At 64.4% G+C, this 16,965-nt stretch carries 19 protein-coding genes; 10 read left to right on the top strand and 9 right to left on the bottom strand.

Annotated features, from left to right (window positions below; translation table 11 throughout):
• Position 1: 1 nt before the first annotated feature.
• From N2605_RS14845 to N2605_RS14835, 3 genes are read left to right on the top strand one after another with little or no spacing between them, the layout of a single operon-like run.
• On the top strand, positions 2 to 952 hold the full coding sequence (locus N2605_RS14845) for a carbohydrate ABC transporter permease (protein WP_260347154.1): 951 nt from the start codon (positions 2 to 4) through the stop codon (positions 950 to 952).
• Positions 949 to 1,818 carry a carbohydrate ABC transporter permease gene (locus N2605_RS14840; protein ID WP_260347153.1) on the top strand — a complete coding sequence of 290 codons (870 nt, stop codon included), beginning with the start codon at positions 949 to 951 and terminating at the stop codon, positions 1,816 to 1,818. The genes N2605_RS14845 and N2605_RS14840 overlap by 4 nt, the downstream gene beginning before the upstream one ends.
• A gap of 11 nt (positions 1,819 to 1,829) precedes the next feature.
• Positions 1,830 to 3,161: an ABC transporter substrate-binding protein gene (locus N2605_RS14835; protein WP_260347152.1), complete on the top strand. Its 1,332-nt coding sequence runs from the start codon at positions 1,830 to 1,832 to the stop codon at positions 3,159 to 3,161.
• A 76-nt stretch (positions 3,162 to 3,237) separates the two neighbouring features.
• On the opposite strand, the gene N2605_RS14830 is transcribed toward N2605_RS14835, so the two are convergent.
• Positions 3,238 to 4,227, bottom strand: a complete 990-nt coding sequence (locus N2605_RS14830) for a zinc-dependent alcohol dehydrogenase family protein (RefSeq protein ID WP_260347151.1) — start codon at positions 4,225 to 4,227, stop codon at positions 3,238 to 3,240.
• Positions 4,228 to 4,330: 103 nt separating this feature from the next.
• On the opposite strand from N2605_RS14830, the gene N2605_RS14825 reads away from it, so the two are divergent.
• Both N2605_RS14825 and rnd read left to right on the top strand, forming a co-directional pair.
• Positions 4,331 to 5,230 carry a LysR family transcriptional regulator gene (locus tag N2605_RS14825; RefSeq protein WP_036000535.1) on the top strand — a complete coding sequence of 300 codons (900 nt, stop codon included), beginning with the start codon at positions 4,331 to 4,333 and terminating at the stop codon, positions 5,228 to 5,230.
• A 351-nt stretch (positions 5,231 to 5,581) separates the two neighbouring features.
• Positions 5,582 to 6,730, top strand: a complete 1,149-nt coding sequence (gene rnd, locus N2605_RS14820; RefSeq protein WP_036000537.1) for a ribonuclease D — start codon at positions 5,582 to 5,584, stop codon at positions 6,728 to 6,730.
• Between the two features lie 127 nt (positions 6,731 to 6,857).
• Here the strand turns inward: rnd and N2605_RS14815 are convergent, their stop codons facing one another.
• The 5 genes from N2605_RS14815 to N2605_RS14795 all read right to left on the bottom strand — a co-directional run bounded on the left by N2605_RS14815 (position 6,858) and on the right by N2605_RS14795 (position 10,451).
• A complete protein-coding gene (locus N2605_RS14815) occupies positions 6,858 to 8,240 on the bottom strand; it encodes an aspartate aminotransferase family protein (protein WP_036000540.1) in 1,383 nt (460 codons plus the stop codon).
• A gap of 196 nt (positions 8,241 to 8,436) precedes the next feature.
• Positions 8,437 to 8,607, bottom strand: coding sequence for a hypothetical protein (locus N2605_RS14810; RefSeq protein WP_260347150.1), 171 nt, complete (start codon positions 8,605 to 8,607; stop codon positions 8,437 to 8,439).
• Between the two features lie 30 nt (positions 8,608 to 8,637).
• Positions 8,638 to 9,201, bottom strand: a complete 564-nt coding sequence (locus N2605_RS14805) for an isochorismatase family protein (protein ID WP_225187364.1) — start codon at positions 9,199 to 9,201, stop codon at positions 8,638 to 8,640.
• A 25-nt stretch (positions 9,202 to 9,226) separates the two neighbouring features.
• On the bottom strand, positions 9,227 to 9,847 hold the full coding sequence (locus N2605_RS14800; protein WP_036033956.1) for a GNAT family N-acetyltransferase: 621 nt from the start codon (positions 9,845 to 9,847) through the stop codon (positions 9,227 to 9,229).
• Positions 9,834 to 10,451 carry a hypothetical protein gene (locus N2605_RS14795; protein WP_036000548.1) on the bottom strand — a complete coding sequence of 206 codons (618 nt, stop codon included), beginning with the start codon at positions 10,449 to 10,451 and terminating at the stop codon, positions 9,834 to 9,836. The genes N2605_RS14800 and N2605_RS14795 overlap by 14 nt, the downstream gene beginning before the upstream one ends.
• A 68-nt stretch (positions 10,452 to 10,519) precedes the next feature.
• Between N2605_RS14795 and N2605_RS14790 the strand changes: the two genes are divergently transcribed.
• Complete coding sequence (locus N2605_RS14790) at positions 10,520 to 11,560, top strand: LysR family transcriptional regulator (RefSeq protein WP_036000552.1); 1,041 nt, start codon at positions 10,520 to 10,522, stop codon at positions 11,558 to 11,560.
• A gap of 17 nt (positions 11,561 to 11,577) precedes the next feature.
• Here N2605_RS14790 and N2605_RS14785 read toward each other — a convergent pair whose 3' ends face one another.
• Entirely contained in the window at positions 11,578 to 12,744 is a 1,167-nt protein-coding gene (locus tag N2605_RS14785) for an autotransporter outer membrane beta-barrel domain-containing protein (protein WP_260347149.1), read from the bottom strand.
• A 379-nt stretch (positions 12,745 to 13,123) separates the two neighbouring features.
• Between N2605_RS14785 and N2605_RS14780 the strand changes: the two genes are divergently transcribed.
• Together N2605_RS14780 and N2605_RS14775 are read left to right on the top strand one after the other, a co-directional pair.
• Positions 13,124 to 13,330, top strand: a complete 207-nt coding sequence (locus N2605_RS14780; protein ID WP_027576280.1) for a cold-shock protein — start codon at positions 13,124 to 13,126, stop codon at positions 13,328 to 13,330.
• 25 nt (positions 13,331 to 13,355) lie between these two features.
• On the top strand, positions 13,356 to 13,598 hold the full coding sequence (locus N2605_RS14775) for a DUF6678 family protein (RefSeq protein ID WP_260347148.1): 243 nt from the start codon (positions 13,356 to 13,358) through the stop codon (positions 13,596 to 13,598).
• A 155-nt stretch (positions 13,599 to 13,753) separates the two neighbouring features.
• Here the strand turns inward: N2605_RS14775 and purN are convergent, their stop codons facing one another.
• Positions 13,754 to 14,407 carry a phosphoribosylglycinamide formyltransferase gene (purN, locus tag N2605_RS14770; RefSeq protein ID WP_225156138.1) on the bottom strand — a complete coding sequence of 218 codons (654 nt, stop codon included), beginning with the start codon at positions 14,405 to 14,407 and terminating at the stop codon, positions 13,754 to 13,756.
• A 14-nt stretch (positions 14,408 to 14,421) separates the two neighbouring features.
• The gene (gene purM, locus N2605_RS14765) at positions 14,422 to 15,495 is read right to left on the bottom strand and encodes a phosphoribosylformylglycinamidine cyclo-ligase (RefSeq protein ID WP_036000563.1); all 1,074 of its coding nucleotides are present in this window, start codon (positions 15,493 to 15,495) and stop codon (positions 14,422 to 14,424) included.
• Positions 15,496 to 15,651: 156 nt separating this feature from the next.
• On the opposite strand from purM, the gene N2605_RS14760 reads away from it, so the two are divergent.
• Positions 15,652 to 16,194 carry a CDP-alcohol phosphatidyltransferase family protein gene (locus tag N2605_RS14760; RefSeq protein ID WP_025035876.1) on the top strand — a complete coding sequence of 181 codons (543 nt, stop codon included), beginning with the start codon at positions 15,652 to 15,654 and terminating at the stop codon, positions 16,192 to 16,194.
• 92 nt (positions 16,195 to 16,286) lie between these two features.
• Entirely contained in the window at positions 16,287 to 16,964 is a 678-nt protein-coding gene (locus tag N2605_RS14755; RefSeq protein WP_260347448.1) for a P-loop NTPase family protein, read from the top strand.
• The last annotated feature ends 1 nt before the right edge of the window (position 16,965 follow it).

Raw genomic sequence — 16,965 nt, 5'->3', positions numbered from 1 at the left:
GATGAGCCTCGCTGAACCCGCGGCTCTCCCGGTCGCGACGTCGGCGGCACCGCGTCTACACGTCCTGAAACGGTTCACGAGCCGCTTCAAGGCCTCGCTGCCGGCCTATCTGCTGCTCCTGCCCTCGCTGGTCTTCCTCGCGCTGTTCACCTATGGCGCGATGGGGCGCGTGCTGATCGATGCGTTCTATCAGCGCGCGACGCCGAAGGCGCCGGTGCGTTTCGTCGGCTTTGAGAACATCAGCGCGGTGCTCGCCGACCCCGCCTTCGCAGGCGCCGTCGTCAACAATTTGATCTACGCCTTCGGCACGGCGGTGCCGAGCATTGCGCTTGCGCTGTTGTTCGCGCTGGCGCTGTCGCGCACCAACGCGGTGACCAGCGCGCTGCGTGCCGCGCTGTTCCTGCCGGTGCTGATCCCGATGGTCGCGGCCTCGGCGCTGTTCCTGTTCATCTTCCTGCCGAACGTCGGCCTGCTCGACTATTACATCGGCCGGCTGCTGCCGGTGCTGCCGAACTGGCTCGGCGATCCCGACATCGCGCTCTATGCGATCATGGTCATCACGATCTGGAAGAACGCCGGCTATTACATGCTGTTCTTCCTCGCCGGCCTCCAGGCCGTGCCCGAGGACGTGATGGAGGCCGCGCATCTCGACGGCGCCGGACCATATCGGCGGCTGCGCCACATCATCCTGCCGGAGCTCAAGCCCACCTTCCTGTTCGTCACCGTCATCGCCACGCTGAATGCGGTGACGCAGGTCGATCACGTCTTCGTCATGACCCAGGGCGGGCCGTCCAACGCGACCAACCTCGTGCTGTTCTACATCTACCAGCAGGCAGTCGAGCACTACGACATCGGAAAGGCCTCGGCCGCGACGCTGCTGACGCTGGCCGCGCTGATGGCCCTCACCGCGCTGTCCTTCCGCACCATGGCGAGCCGCGAGGGCGGGCCATGAAGCTGTTTGATACGCTGTGGAAGGACGCCCCGCTCGCCACCCGCGGCGAGATCACGCCCAAGCTCGGCTTCGCCCTGACCGTGCTGCTCGCAATGGTCTGGCTGATCCCCTTCCTGTGGATGGTCGTTGCGACGCTGCGGCCGGCCTCCGACGGCATCAACACCATGGCCGAGCTGATGCCGAGCCTCAAACCCACGCTCGACAATGTCAGAGACGCCTGGGAGATCGGCGATTTCCCGCGCTACACGCTCAACACCACGATCATCTGCACCGGCATTTTGCTGGTGCAATTCGTCACGATCACGCTGGCGGGCTTTGCCTTCGCGCGCCTGGATTTCGCCGGCAAGACGCCGATCTTCTACCTGTTCCTGATGCAGCTGATGCTGGTGCCAGTGCTGCTGATCGTGCCGAACCTGTCGCTGGTGGCGCAGCTCGGTCTCTACGACACGCTCACCGGGGTGATGATGCCGTTCTTCGCCTCGGCCTTCGGCACCTTCCTGATGCGCCAGGCGTTCGAGGCCATTCCGACCGAGCTGGAAGACGCAGCCCTGATCGACGGCGCGGGCCTATTCCAGCGCATCCGCCACATCTACGTGCCGCTGTCGATGCCGAGCTTCTCGGCCTTCGCCATCATCTCCGTGACCAGCCACTGGAACGACTTCCTGTGGCCCCTGATGGTGATCAATTCGCCGGACAAGCGCCCGCTCACGATCGGCCTCTCCGTTTTCACCAAGACCGCCGAAGGCACGCAGGCCTGGGGCACCATCGCCGCCGGCACGCTCATGGTGATCGCGCCTCTGCTCGTCGCCTTCCTGATCTTCCAGAAACGCTTCATCAGCTCTTTCGTCACCTCAGGCATCAAATAGGAGATTTTCCGATGCTGTTCTCCCGCAGGCTCATGCTCGGCCTGGCCATGGTAGGCACCATGGCAGGCGCCCTCGCCGTTCCGGCCAAGGCCGAAGGTCCGACCGAGGTCGATCTGTTCTTCCCCGTCCCCGTCGACGGCAAGCTCGCCCGCGACATGGGCACCCTGATCAAGGAGTTCAACGAGACTCATCCCAGCGTCAAGGCGACTGCGGTCTACACCGGCTCCTATGACGACACGCTGATCAAGACGCGCGCCGCGATCAAGGCCGGCAAGCCGCCGGCCGCCGTGATCATGTCGGCGAACTTCCTGCTGGACATGCAGATCGAGAACGAGCTCACCAATCTCGATGCGCTGATCAAGGCCGACGGCACCACCAAGGAGCAGTTCCTCGGCCAGTTCTTCCCGGCGCTGCACGGCAATGCCGTGATCAACCGCTCGGTCTACGGCGTGCCGTTCCACAATTCGACGCCGCTGCTCTACATCAACGCCGACAAGGCCAAGGAAGCGGGCCTTGATCCGAGCAAGCCGCCGCAGACCTGGGCTGAGCTCACCGACTGGGCCAAGAAGCTGACCAAGCGCGAGGGCGACAAGGTGACCCAATGGGGCATCGCAATCCCCTGCGCCTACGATTATTGCGGCTGGATGATGGAAACGCTCACCATGAGCAATGGCGGGCGCTACTACAACGAGGAGTTCGGCGGCGAGGTCTATTACGACACGCCCTCGATGCTGGGTGCACTGACCTGGTGGAATGACCTCATTTACAAGCACAAGGTCCACACGCCCGGCGCCACGCCTGGTCCCGCCGTCAGCACCTCCTTCATCTCGGGCAATGCCGCGATGATGATGCTGTCGACGGGCTCGCTCACTTACGTGCGCGACAACGCCAAGTTCGCCTACAAGGTCGCCTTCATCCCGCGCAACGTCCGCAACGCGGTGCCGATCGGGGGCGCCTCCCTGATCATGCCGGCCGGGCTTGAGGCCGACAAGCAGAAGGCCGCCTGGACGCTGATCAAGTGGATGACCTCGCCCGAGAAGAGCGGCTGGTGGAGCCGCGCCACCGGCTATTTCGCGCCAAACATGGCCGCGTACAAGACGCCGGAGATGGTCGAATTCCTGGGCAAGAACCCGGACGCCAAGACCGCCGTCGAGCAGCTCGACGTCGCAAAGCCGTGGTTTGCGACCTACAAGACCGTGCCGGTGCGCAAGAACCTCGAGGACGAGGTGATGCTGGTCCTCAACGGCAAGAAGCAGCCGAAGGAAGCCCTCGCCGCCGCCCAGAAAGCCGCCGACGAGACGCTCAAGCCGTACAATGCGGAGACGTCGCTGAAGCTGCCGTAAAATCGGCTGTCCATCGCACGAACAAGCTTCGGCGCCCCGTCATGCGGGGCGCCGAATGCGTTGGGAATGCGCTCGATCAGATCGTCACCACGATCTTGCCGAACTGATCGTTCGACTCCAGAAACCGATGCGCTTCGACGATGTCCTCGAAGCGGAACGTCCTGGCGATGACCGGCTGCAACGTGCGATCCGACAGCCCGTCGAGAATGAACGCCTTGGCCTGCGCAAGGCGCGCCGGATCGCGGATGATCTCGTGCACGAGGTAGCCGCGCAACACCAGGCTCTTCGTCAACACGTTGAAGAGCGGAAACGGCGTCGGCTCAGGACTCAATCCACCATATTCGATCAGGATTCCGCCCGGCGACATGGCCGCGGTCAGCGGCTCGAACGCGGGACCACCGACGGCGTCGAAGACGACGCGGACCCCGTTAGATCCGGCGATCGCCTCCAGCCGCGCCCGAATGTCGTCTTCGTCGGAGGCGACGACGTGGGCCGCGCCGGCATCGCGCAAGGCCCGAAGCTTGGCCGAGGTCCGCGTCAGCGCGACCGCCGTCGCGCCGACCCGGTTCGCAATCTGAATCGCCGCAATCCCGACGCTGCTGGATGCAGCGGTGATGGCGACAATGTCCCCTCGACCAAGTCGGGCGATGTCGACCAAAGCGCCGTAGGCCGTCAGATACTGCATCCACACGGCCGCCGCCTTCTTGAAGCCGAGCTCCGGCGGATGTTTCACAATGAGTTCGGCCGGAAACGTCGCGAGCTCGGCATAGGCCGGCCATCGCACCATCGACAGCGGCGGCACGATGCTCACGATATCGCCTGGCACAAAGCTCGTCACATCGTCCCCGACCGCTTCGACGATGCCGGCCGCCTCCAACCCCAGCCCCGACGGAAATGTCGCGCGCTCGATATAGGTCCCCCTTCGCAACAGGGCCTCGGCGCGATTGAGGCCGAGTGCCTTGACCCGGATCTGCACCTCGCCCGTCGCCGGTGGCGGAACATCGATGGTTTCGATGCGCAGCACGTCGGGACCACCATGGCGATAAAAGCGAACGGCGCGGGCCATGGATGCACTCCAAAACAGTTGAACTGAATAGAGCTATGCCGATCCATGCGAAGGGGATAAATCGCCCAAGCAAGCCAACAGTCGAAACCAGGAGTTTTCAATCATGGACCGCCTGACCAGCATGGCCGTGTTCGTCAGGGCCGTCGATCTCGGCTCGTTTGCGGCTGCGGCCGATGCCCTGGAGATGTCGGGGCCGATGGTTGGCAAGCACGTCCGTTTCCTCGAAGAGCGCCTCGGGGCACGGCTCCTCAACCGCACCACGCGGCGCCAGAGCCTGACCGACGCCGGCCAGGCCTACTACGAACGCTGCCGCGCGGTGCTGAGCGAGGCCGAAGCCGCAGATAGCGTCGTTGCCGACCAGCTGTCGGAGCCGCGCGGCAGGCTGCGCGTCACCATGCCGGCCCTGCTGGGACGGCACTGCATTGCGCCGTTGCTGATGAAGCTCGCGCGGAAATATCCGCATCTCGAACTCGACCTCTCGTTCGGCGATCCGATTGCCGACATCGTCGAGGCCGGCTACGATCTGGCAATCCGAACCGGCGATCTCGACGACCAGTCCGGCCTGATCGCACGGCGCATCGCAAGCCAGCGCATGGTGGTATGTGGCGCCCGGTCGTATTTGCGCACGAGCGGCAAACCGAAATCGCTCGACGATCTCGCCGCCCATCAAGCGATCATCTATCGCGGCTCAGGGCGTGTCCGGCCGTGGCTCTTTCCGCAGGAGGGCGCGCCTCCGCGCGAGATCATGCCATCGGGCCGGCTCCGACTTGACGACCTGGAGGCGATTGCCGATGCCGCGGCACAAGGCATGGGTCTCGCCTGGCTACCCTATTGGCTGGTCCGCGAGCGCCTCGACACGGGTGCGCTGGTCAATCTCTTCAGCAGTCAGCCCCAATTCCTCTACGAGTGCCACGCTCTCTGGCCGCGCTCACCCCGGCTGCCGCCGAAGGTGCGCGCTGCCGTGGACATCCTCGCGACCGGCTTGCCGAAGCTGATGGCGTGACCATGGCTGCGCCCAATTAACTTCTCGTCCACCATCCGCCCCGGCCCGCCGCCGGTAACCATCGCAATTAACAGACCCTCAACGCACCCCCGACAAATCTATCAATGTTTCTGGAGATTTCGCCGTGGATCTGTTGGTTTTCGAGTTCCTGGGATTGGCCTTGGTCGCCATGTGCGTGATCGTGGTGGCGCTGCCCTGCGCCCGCAAATCCTCGCACCGGATCCGTTACGAATAGGAATTTCGTCGGAAAGGGACGATTCCGGCCCGATGCAAGGCTCGAATTCGCTTAGAGCCCCTTGACATCACAGCACTTTCGGCGGAACGGCTGATACCAAGTGTCATGGGCCGTTCATGGATTTAATTACCACCACCGCTGACCTCGCGGCTGCCTGCAGCCGGCTGGCCAAGCACCCCGTCATAACAGTCGATACCGAATTCCTGCGCGAGACCACTTACTACCCGCTGCTGTGCGTGGTGCAGATGGCCAGCGCCGAGGAAGCCGTGGTCATCGACACCCTGGCCGAGGGGATCGATCTCAAGCCGTTCTTCGAGCTGATGGGCAACGAGGGCGTGCTCAAGGTGTTTCACGCCGCCCGCCAGGACATTGAGATCATCTGGCACCAGGCGGGCATCATCCCGCACCCGGTGTTCGACACCCAGGTGGCTGCGATGGTGCTCGGTTACGGCGACAGCATCGCCTATGACGCGCTGGTCGAGAAGGTCACCGGCCACCGCCCGGACAAGACCCACCGCTTCACCGACTGGTCGCGCCGGCCGCTGACCAAGGAGCAGATGCATTACGCGGTCTCCGACGTCACCCATCTGCGCGACGTGTTCGCCGCGCTCGACGCCGACCTGAAGAAGCGCCGCCGCAGCGAATGGGTCTCCATCGAGATGGAGGTCCTGACCTCGCCCCGCACCTATGATTTCCATCCCGAGCGCGCCTGGGAGCGGCTGAAGACGCGGGTCCGCAAGCCCAAAGACCTCGCGGTGCTGATGGAGGTCGCGGCCTGGCGCGAACAGGAGGCGCAGAGCCGCGACGTGCCGCGCGGCCGCGTGCTGCGCGACGAAGCCGTCACCGATATCGCGACCCACGCGCCGACCACGCTGGAGAAGCTCGCCCATCTGCGCTCGGTGCCGAAGGGGTTCGAGAAATCCAAATGGGGCGCGGACATCATCGCCGCGGTCGAGCGGGGGCTGGCGCGGGACTTCTCGAAGCTGCCCAAGCTGGAGAAACCGCGCAACAATTCCAACGGCGCCGCCATCGTCGAGCTGTTGAAGGTGCTGTTGCGGATGACCGCCGAGCGCCACGCAGTCGCAAGCAAGGTGATCGCGACCGTCGACGACTTAGAGGAGATCGCGGCGGACGATGAGGCCGACGTGCCCGCCTTGCGCGGTTGGCGCCGCGAGCTGTTCGGCGACGCCGCGCTGAAGCTCAAGCGCGGCGAGCTCGCGCTCGCGATCGAGAAAGGCCGCGTGATCGGGGTGCAGCGGGCGTAGGGCCGCTCCGCTCACTCGATCGTCATTGCGAGGAGCTCTTGCGACGAAGCAATCCAGACTGTCTCCGAGGAGGGATTCTGGATTGCTTCGCTGCGCTCGCAATGACGACGGAGAGAGCGACGAAGCCTTACGCCGGCGTCAGCTTCGCCACTTCGCTCTTCATGTCGTTCAGCACGCCGGAGATCGCGTCCACCAGTTCGTCGATCTGGGTCTTGGTCGTGATCAGCGGCGGGCAGATCGCGATGGCATCGAGCATGTTGCGCGAGATCACGCCGCGCTCCTGGAGCATGCGGCTGGCGATGCCGCCGACGGCGCCCGGCGTTGCCGCCGCGGTCTTGCGCGCCTTGTCGAGCACGAGCTCGAGCGCGGCGATCATGCCGACGCCGCGGACCTCGCCGACCAGCGGGTGGCTGGCGAGTTCACGCAAGCGGCCCTGCATGTAGCCACCGAGCTCGGCCGCGTGTGCGACGAGGCCGCGCTCCTCGATGATCTTGAGGTTCTCCAGCGCAATCGCCGAGCCGACCGGATGGCCGCCCGCGGTGAAGCCGTGGCCGAGCACGCCGATCTTGTTGCTCTCGTCCGCGATCGGCTCGAACATGCGGTCGTTCAGGATGATCGCCGAGAGCGGGAAATAGCTCGATGTGATTTGCTTGGAGACGACGATCGCATCGGGCTTGATGCCGTAGGTCTCGCAGCCGAACATCTTGCCAGTGCGGCCGAAACCGCAGATCACCTCGTCGGCGACCAGGAGAATGTCGTACTTCTTCAGGACCTTCTGGATCTTGTCCCAATAGGTCGCCGGCGGCACCACGACACCGCCCGCCCCCATCACCGGCTCGCCGAAGAACGCCGCGATCGTATCCGGCCCTTCCTTCTGGATCAGGGCGTCGAGCTCCTCGGCCCGGCGCGTGGCGAAGGCTTCCTCGCTCTCGCCGGGGGCGCCGTCCTTGTAGAAGTGCGGCGAGCCCGTATGCAGGATGTTCGGCAGCGGCAGGTCGAACGAGCGATGGTTGTTCGGCAGGCCCGTGAGGCTGGCGGATGCGATGGTGACGCCGTGATAGGCACGCAGGCGGCTGATCACCTTCTTGCGCTGCGGTTGGCCGAGCGCGTTGGAGCGATAGGCGATCAGCTTCAACACGGTGTCGTTCGCTTCCGAGCCGGAATTGGTGAAGAACACCTTGCTCATGGGCACCGGCGCGAGCGCGACCAGCTTCTCGGCGAGGTCGATCGACGGACCGTGCGATTTGGCGGAGAACGTATGGTAGAACGGCAGCGCCTGCATCTGCTTGTGCGCCGCCTCGACCAGTCGCTTCTCGTTGAAGCCGAGCCCGACGCTCCACAGGCCCGCCATGGCTTCGAAATAGCGCTTGCCCGACGCGTCGAAGACGTAAGGCCCCTCGCCGCGCTCGATCACCAGCGGACCGGCCTGCTGATGCGTGCGCGCATTGGTGTAGGGATGGAGCTGATAGGCCACATCCCGGGCCTCTTGCGAATTGGGCAGCATGGACATTTGCGATGATCCCTAAAAGCGTCACGCCGCCGGCGGGCCGGCGTCATCACTCGATGGCGAGTACTTGTCTCAAGTACTTGGCTATTGCCACGACGCAAAACTTGCAATGCCAATTCGTCGGCGGCAAGCGCTCAGCAGCGATGCACAAAGCCGCACATGACAGGACCGCGGATCGCAGAATCGGGCTGGGCAGCTCTCACGCCGCGCCGTCGTCGTCCACTTCGTCGGTGGCGGAAACGGCTTCCCTCACCTCCATCAGCGCCATCGAGGGCAAGTAGACCGTGGTAGGCAGCCCAAGCCTGCGCGCCTTCTCGGCGGCATGCGACAGATCGCTCGCCAGCTCCTTGAGCTCGTCTCCCCGCGACAATTCTCAACCCCATCGACCGGCCGCGGCCGCCTACACCGCAACGGCGCCGCTGGTTCTGATCAGTTCGGCGCTGGACTGGATTGTAGCAAAATTCGCAATGACATCCACTACCGCATGCCGGTAGGCCGCGGCATCGTCCGTGCCCGGCTGCCGGCAAGCCACCGCGTCGGTGATCACATGGTAGCGATGACTGCGGTGAAACCCCTCGACGGCAGTGGCCAGGATGGTCTCGTCCAGGGAAAAGCCGATCAGGATGCAGCGTGTGGTGCGGATAGCGGACATGTGGCCGCCAAACCGCGACGAGCTGTAGGCGGACGGCAGCGGGTGCTCGAACGTCATCTCGCCCGGTTGTGGCCTGGTCTCCGCGATCCAATCGGTCAGCCTGGATGACGGATTGAACCAGGCCGCCTGCGCGATGCGCTTCAGATGCATCACCGGCCATAGATTGCTGCGCCACAGCGTCAGGAGTTCCAGGCAGCGCGCCGTCGTCGCATCGCCGTCGCGGATAACGTGACGGCGGCCGGGGGTCAGGTACTCGACCTGAAGATCCGCACAGACCAGGATCGGCGGATCATCGTACATTGAAACCAGCATCGAGTTGCGCGCAGCTGCACCTGTTTCAGCGGTCGGCGAGCGCGAGGTCCCGCATCGGCGAGGTCACCGCCCGCCCGGCCGAGGCATCGAGCACGCCAGGACGGTCCCAATCGCCCTCGGGACGAATAATCACATAGGGATCGCTGTCCAGCGTGATGGCGTCCGGGCCCGGCTCGATCTCCAGCAGCATCTCCGTGTAGGAGAAATCCGAGAACGTGATCTTGCGGTTGTGACCGAGCGGCTTGGCACCGAAATGGGCCCAGAAATCGACCAGCCGGTCCTGCGCCTGGCCGTAGATCTTGCGAAAGCCCTTGCGCTTCACATAATCGACACTGGCCTGCACCAGCTTGAACGAGACGCGCGAGCGCCGATATTGGTGACGCACCGCAAGCCGCTCCACCTTGGCGAAATCGCCGAAGAAGCGCACCCGCAGGCAGCCCGCAGGCTCGTTGCCGACGAAGCCGATGAAATGCGCCGCGACCATGTCGTTGCCGTCGAACTCCTCCTCGAACGGACAATCCTGCTCGGCGAGGTAGACCGCCGAGCGGATGGCGGTCACCAGCATGAGATCGCTTGGGTCGCGCGCGAGGCGGATGGTGATGGCGCGGGAACAGGGCTTGGCGACTGGAATCCTAGTACCGTGCATCTGCAAAGCTCCTTGATTGGATGATCGCTCCCGGCATGCGCATCGGCTGTCGATGCCAGGGCCGCTCGTAGCACCAAAGGTCGGGTTGGAAGCTCGGGACGGGCGCAAAGCCTGTCGCCTTCATGATGTCGCGTCCGGCCACCGTTGACGGCTGCGCATAGCAATCCGCATCGCGAAACCTTATCTGCCGCAGATGAGCCGCGGCCTTACCGAGACCGGCGATGCCGCGGCCCGTCGCCGCGATCGCCCAGATGTAGATGGCAGCGACGTCTTCGTCTGCCGATGCGAGATAACGCGTCTCGGGCGCGGTGAGGCAAATCTCGTCGAGCAGCAGCGCGTCATGTCCGCGGTCATTGAGAAACAGGAAGGCCATGCCGCCGACGAGCTTGCCTTTGCGGCTGAATGTCAGGATGCTCTGGGGATCGAAAACGTAATATTTGGCAAGCTCCGCCGTCCCGATCTGCACGCCCGGCACCAGCCGGTGCGCCATCTCCGAAAGCGCTCCAATTTCGGAAAATTGCGCACAGCGGACGTCGACGTCCGGGCTCAGCGGCAAGGCATCGAAATCATGCCTTGCGGCAAACGTGCCCCTTTCCATACTCATGTCGCGCCTCTATCGTTCGAGGCTTTCATGCCCCGCTACGACGAGCTTAGCGGTTGGGGATCAGGAGTATGCAGCAGTTATTGCACCGGGGTGCTGCGATGATGCAGCACCGTGAAGAAGCCCTGGGCGCGTCCTGGGATGATTTGAAGCTGTTTTTAGCGTGCGCAAAATTTAAAAGTTTTCGGAATGCCGCCGAAGAGCTCGGCCTCACCTCCACCACGCTGATGCGCCGCATCGACCGGCTCGAGGAGAGCATTGGGTGCAAGCTGTTCCTGCGCGACCAGAGCGGGCTGACGCTCAGCGACGAAGGCGCTGCGATGATCGCCGACGTCACGCATATGGAGCGTCATGCCTTCAACGTCTTCCGCCGCGCGGCGCGGTCCTCGAACGACACCTCGGGCACCGTTCGCGTCGCGGTGACGGAAGGCCCCGGCAATTTCTGGATCCTGCCGCGGCTGATCGACTTCCAGAAGACGTACCGCAAGATCACGGTCGATCTGCGCTGCGCGATGGAGCAGGCCGACGTCGCGCGGCTCGAATCCGATATCGCGATCCAGCTCGAGCCGCCGACCAATCCCGATCTGATCGTCGCCAAGCTCGGCCGCCTCCACATCTATCCCTTCGTCTCCAAGGAGTATGAAAGCCTCTACGGCGTGCCGGCAACGCTCGCCGAACTGAACAATCACCGCATCATCAAGCAGAGCGCGCCGCAGGTCGACGACGGCGCCTATGCCCGCGTGCTCGGGCTGAAGTCGCTCGAAGGCATCGTCGGGATCAAGACCAATTCGTCGGTGGGCGTGCTCTACGCGGTGGAGCGCGGCGCCGGCATCGGCTTCCTGCCGACGGTATCGATCGCGCTCGGTGCGCCGCTCGTTGCGGTCGATCTCGGCGTCAGCCATCACGCCGATCTCTGGCTCACCTATCACAAGGAGTTCCGCAGCTCCGAGCGGCACAAGATCGTGGTCGACTGGCTGAAGAAGATCTTCGATGCCAGGACCTATCCCTGCTTCCGCGACGAGTTCATCCATCCGAACGCGCTGGTGCCGATGATGACGGCGGCGCGCGAGGGCTTTGGCCTGGCGGGATACGTGGCGACGGCGCCGACTTAACGAAGGCGAGCGTCAGCTCACCATTTGTATTCGAAGCCGAGCGTGCCCTGGTGCGAGGTGAGCTCGTTGCGAAATTTGCCGTCGTAATTGACGTAGAGCCTCGCCACGTTGGTCAGGCTGAGCGAAGCCGAGGCGCCGGCATCCGCGCCGTAACGGCTCTCGCCGATGCCGGGGACGATGATGTTTTGGGCGCCCAGACTGATCTGGATGGATCCGAGGTCCTGGTGGAAATTGTCGACGAACTTGCCGTAGGCCGAGAGGTCCAGGATCTTCTGGTCAATGATGAAATAGCGGCCGACCTCGGCCCCGAGCATGATGCGCGCGCGCGAGAGCGCCGACGAGCCGACGTTGAGCGGATCGAGCCCGCCGGTCTCCTGGAACGCGGCGCTGGTGGCACGCACATATTCCAGCGCGCCCTTGGGCACGATGCGCATCTCGTCCTTGGTCCAGTAATAGCTGATCTCGGTCAGCGCGCCGTCCACGGCGGCGCGATAGCGCGCGGTCGCAAGGCCAAGGCCGGTATCGCGGCTGGAATGGACCTTGCCGAAGCCGTGCACCACGGCAAAGGCCCAGGTCCATGGGCCCTTGTCGATTGAGCCGCTGAAGCCGAGCTGGGTGAGATCGAGGGTTGCGGATTGCAGCGCCAGCGGCACGTCGATGTCGGTGTGGCTGTGGTCGACGGAGAATCCGATGTTGACGCCGGGTGCGAGCCGCGCGCCAAAGCCGGCAACGCCGCCGAAGGTCTTGCGCTTGTCGCCGACGAAGTCGCCTTGCGCATCGGTGCGGACCGAAAGGCCATAGCCCTCGAACCAGGTGCGGTAGCGCGGATCTTCCGCAGCCACCGAGGCGCCGCCGCCGCCCGGATTGGTGCGGAACGCCCGGTTGACGCCGCCGGAGGCCTGATTGCCGAGCCGCTCCAGAAAGCCTGAGCCGAAATTGAGCATGCTGTTGCCGGCTGACTGATTTTGATTGGTCGAGGTCGGCGACGGAATCGGGGTCGGTGACGGCGTGGGCGTCGGCGTGGGCGTCGGGGTCGGTGTGGGCGTGCTTTGCGCGAAGCCGGGGCTCACGGCCGCCATCGTCACTACCAGGGCAAACGCCATCGCAAGCGCAGCCGCGATCCGGCGGACGCAGTCCAACCCGATCGTCTGCCGTGTCCCGGAGAGCTGCGCGGCGCAGCGCATGCGATGAATCCCGAAAGCGAAGTGGCGGGCGCGCAAAAATGCAACACGGTCTGCGGCGCTTGCGGCGATTTGGGCCGAACTGCCACGAGGGGTCAACCGGTTGGCGCATAACGGCCGAGGCTATTGCACCGATTGTGGTTCTGCTGCCACAGGTCGCAAATTGCGCTTGAAGGCACCTGGCTTGCTCTTGAAATCCGCGCGCGGCTTGCTAGCCGGCGAATTTCATGTTGCAATAACGTTCACAATCGGAATTGGCCGTTTGCTGTGCGTTTCGCGACATTGCGCCTCAAGACTCGAACAGACTTCCGGGAGCCCGTTTGTGGCGTGGCACGCGAAAAAGCGGCCGCGTCGTTTTTATATCTAGTGGAGGAGACGAGCGATGCCGCAAAAGGGCACCGTCAAATGGTTCAACCCGACAAAGGGCTATGGGTTCATCAAGCCGAATGGCAGCGACAAGGACGTGTTCGTCCACATCTCCGCCGTCGAGCGTGCCGGACTCTCTACCCTCAACGAGAACCAGGTGGTTGAATTCGACCTCGTGGAGAACCGCGGCAAATCATCCGCGGAGAACCTCAAGGTTTCCTGATGTCTCTCGCGGCATGCGAGCGATCATGACGTTGCCCCCGGCTCTGCCGGGGGATTTTGTTTGTGGCGGACAGATGGCTCAGCAGTCCGACTACTATTCGGTCGCCAATGACACAAAATGGCGCGAACTGCGCGTGGCCGTGCTCGAGCTAGCTCCGTCCGAACAACCCCGATTTCGCTGCAAGAACCTGGAAACGGGATACCTGAGCCAGTGGGATGGCGAATGGCACTATCACTGGACGATCGGCGGGGTGGATGGAATGGGCTGAACTATCTGTCGAGACGGCGGCTCAGCGCGAGCGTGTCCGCACAATCCTGAAACGCATCCGGTTTGCCGGAGAGGAAACGGCTGAGGGGTTTCGCATCTACGGATACATCCGCAATGGCGAGACTGCAGATTTTGTCGAATAAGCCAGACCGCGTTTCAGCGCACCACCGGCGCAATCAGAAAATTCTCCGACGCTGCGCTTCCCGCCGTCTTGCAGACATCGCCCTCGATACGGACCTTGCCGGTCGCGAGCAGCCGCAGCGCCTCGGGATAGATGTGGTGCTCGACCTCGAGGATGCGCTCCGACAGCGTCTCCGCGGTGTCGTGGTCGCTGACGGGAACCGCGCCCTGCATCACGATCGGGCCGGCATCGGTCTCGGGAATGACGAAGTGCACCGTCGCGCCGGAGAGCTTGACGCCGGCGCGCAGGGCCTGGCCGTGCGGGTCGAGGCCGGGGAACGATGGCAGCAGCGAGGGATGGATGTTGAGCATCCGCCCGTACCAGGCTTTGGTGAACTCGGCCGTGAACAGGCGCATGAAGCCGCCGAGACAAATCAGCTCGATGCCGTGCTTGTCGAGCGCGGCCTGCAGCACCGTCTCGAAGCCGGCGCGGTCCTTGCCGAACGGCTTGCTTTCGATCACCTCGGTGGTCACGCCGCTCGCCCGGGCGCGTTCGAGGCCGGGCGCATCCGCCTTGTTAGAGATGACGAGCGAGATCTCCGCCGGGAAATCCGCGGCGGCGGCTGCCCTGATCAGCGCAGCCATGTTGGAGCCGCGCCCGGAAATCAGGATGGCGACGCGGCGCTTCATCACGGCGCCAGTCATTATAGCGCCATGTCGAGGTGGCCGTTATAGACGACGCGGTGCTCGCCCTCGGCCGGAATCACGGTGCCGAGCTGCGCCACGGTCTCGCCTGCGTCGGTGAAGACTTCGACGACCTTGTCGACCTTGTCGGGCTCGACGATCGCGATCATGCCGATGCCGCAATTGAAGGTGCGCAGCATTTCCAGCTCGGCGATGCCGGCTTGGGCCGCCAGCCATTTGAACACCGGCAGCACCGGCAGGCGTGCCAGGTCGATGCCGACACCGAGATGCTTCGGCAGCACGCGCGGGATGTTGTCGGTGAAGCCGCCGCCGGTGATGTGGGCGAGCCCCTTCACCGCCCCGGTCTCGCGGATCGCGCGCAGGCAGGATTTGACGTAGAGCCTGGTCGGCGTCAGCAGCGCGCCGCCGAGCGTCATCACCGGCGCGAACGGCGCCTGCGCCTCGAAGCCGAGGCCCGACTGCTCGACGATCTTGCGGACCAGCGAGAAGCCGTTGGAATGCACGCCGGACGAAGCGAGACCGATCACGGCATCGCCCGCGGCGATGTCCTTGCGCGGCAACAACGTACCGCGCTCGGCGGCGCCGACGGCAAAGCCGCCGAGATCGTAGTCGCCGTCCTTGTAGAGGCCGGGCATCTCGGCGGTCTCCCCGCCGATCAAAGCGCAGCCGGATTCGCGGCATCCCTCCGCAACGCCCGCGACGATGGCGGCCGTGGCCTCGGGGTCGAGCTTGCCGCAGGCGAAATAGTCCAGGAAAAACAGCGGCTCGGCGCCCTGGACCACGAGGTCGTTGACGCTCATGGCGACGAGGTCGATGCCGATGCCGCCATGCAGGCCGGTCTCGATCGCGATCTTGACCTTGGTGCCGACACCGTCGGTCGCGGCCACGAGGACCGGATCCTTGAAGCCGGCCGCCTTGAGGTCGAACAGGCCGCCGAAGCCGCCGATCTCGGCATCGGCGCCCGGCCGCGCGGTGGCGCGCACCATCGGCTTGATCAGGTCGACCAGGCGGTTGCCCGCGTCGATATCGACGCCTGAATCGGCGTAAGTGAGGCCGTTTTTGCGGTCGGTCATGCCCGATTTCCAGTGGGTTTGCGGCTGGTTACGTTGAATTCCGGGGACGCGCAATGGCTCGCATGGCGCTCCCCGCTATACTATGTAGACATATCAACCGGTTCAGCCTGCAACGGGCCGGATTTGAGGTCAGAACCGGTGCCGGGAAGCGCTTTCGTGAGTATTCCGAATATCATTACCTTGGGCCGCATCATGCTGGTCCCGATCATCGTCTGGGCCATCGTGTCGAGCCAAATGGAGGTGGCGTTCGCCGTCTTCCTGATCGCCGGCATCAGCGATGCCGTGGACGGCTTTTTGGCCAAGCGCTTCAACATGACGAGCGAGCTCGGCGCCCTGCTCGATCCGCTCGCCGACAAGGCGCTGCTGGTCTCGATCTACATGGCGCTCGGCATCTGGGGCGCGATCCCGCGCTGGATCGTGATCCTGGTGGTCTCGCGCGACATCATGATTGTCGCCGCCGTGATCGTGTCCTGGTTGTTCGACCGGCCGGTCGAGATGAAGCCGTCGAAAGTCTCCAAGCTCAACACGGTGGCACAAGTGGCATTCGCAGCTTTGGTGCTGGCGGCGCTTGCCTTCGGCTTCAAGCCCGCGCCTTATGATATCATCCTGATGGGTCTCGTCACGGTCTTCACGCTCTCCTCCGTGTCGCTCTATCTCGTCGAGTGGCTGCGGCACATGAGCACGATCGAGGCCAAATGAGCGGGGAAGCAGCCCAGCAAAAGGCCAAGTCCCGCACCATCAAGTCGAATCTCTACAAGCGGGCCGGCGCGCCGGCATGGAGCAGAGCAAGCGTGGCAGGCCGCGTTCATCCCCGACAATTGGCGTTTGCGCTTCCGCATGCGGAGAGCCTCAGCCGGGACAACTTCCTCGAAGGCCCCGCCAATGCGGCCGGTCTAGGCCTCATCGACGGCTGGCCGGAATGGCCGAACCGGATCATGTGGCTGGCGGGCCCGGAAGGAAGCGGCAAGAGCCATCTCGCCGCGATCTGGGCCGAGGAAGCCGGCGCCCGCTCGACCACCGCCAATGCGCTGACCGCGACGGACGTGCCCGGCGCGCTCGCCACCGGCGCGCTGGTGGTCGAGGATCTCAAGGCTGGGGAATTCGACGAGCGTGCCCTGTTTCACCTGATGAACCTCGCCCGCGAGGACGGCGCCTACGTCCTGTTCACCGGCCGCGAGGCGCCGGCCGCGCTTCCGATCGAGCTTCGCGACCTGCGCTCGCGCCTGCGGGCCGTTCCAACGGTCACACTGATGCCGCCCGACGACCAGCTGTTCCGCGGCCTCATCGTCAAGTTCTGCGCCGACCGCCAGCTCAATGTGGACGAGAGCGTGGTCGGCTACCTCGCGACGCGCCTGGAGCGGTCCTCGGCTGCCGCCCGGCGGGCCGTCGAGCTGCTCGACAGCGAAGCCCTACGGCTCGGCCGTCCCGTCACCCGGGCGCTGGCCGCTGAGCTGCTCCGGGACGCCTGAC

Origin of the sequence: Bradyrhizobium yuanmingense, assembly GCF_025200905.1 — a bacterium.
Classification (GTDB): Bacteria; Pseudomonadota; Alphaproteobacteria; order Rhizobiales; family Xanthobacteraceae; genus Bradyrhizobium; species Bradyrhizobium yuanmingense.
The sequence above is the reverse complement of the archived record's forward strand: the minus strand, read 5'-3'. Positions and strand labels throughout refer to the sequence as shown.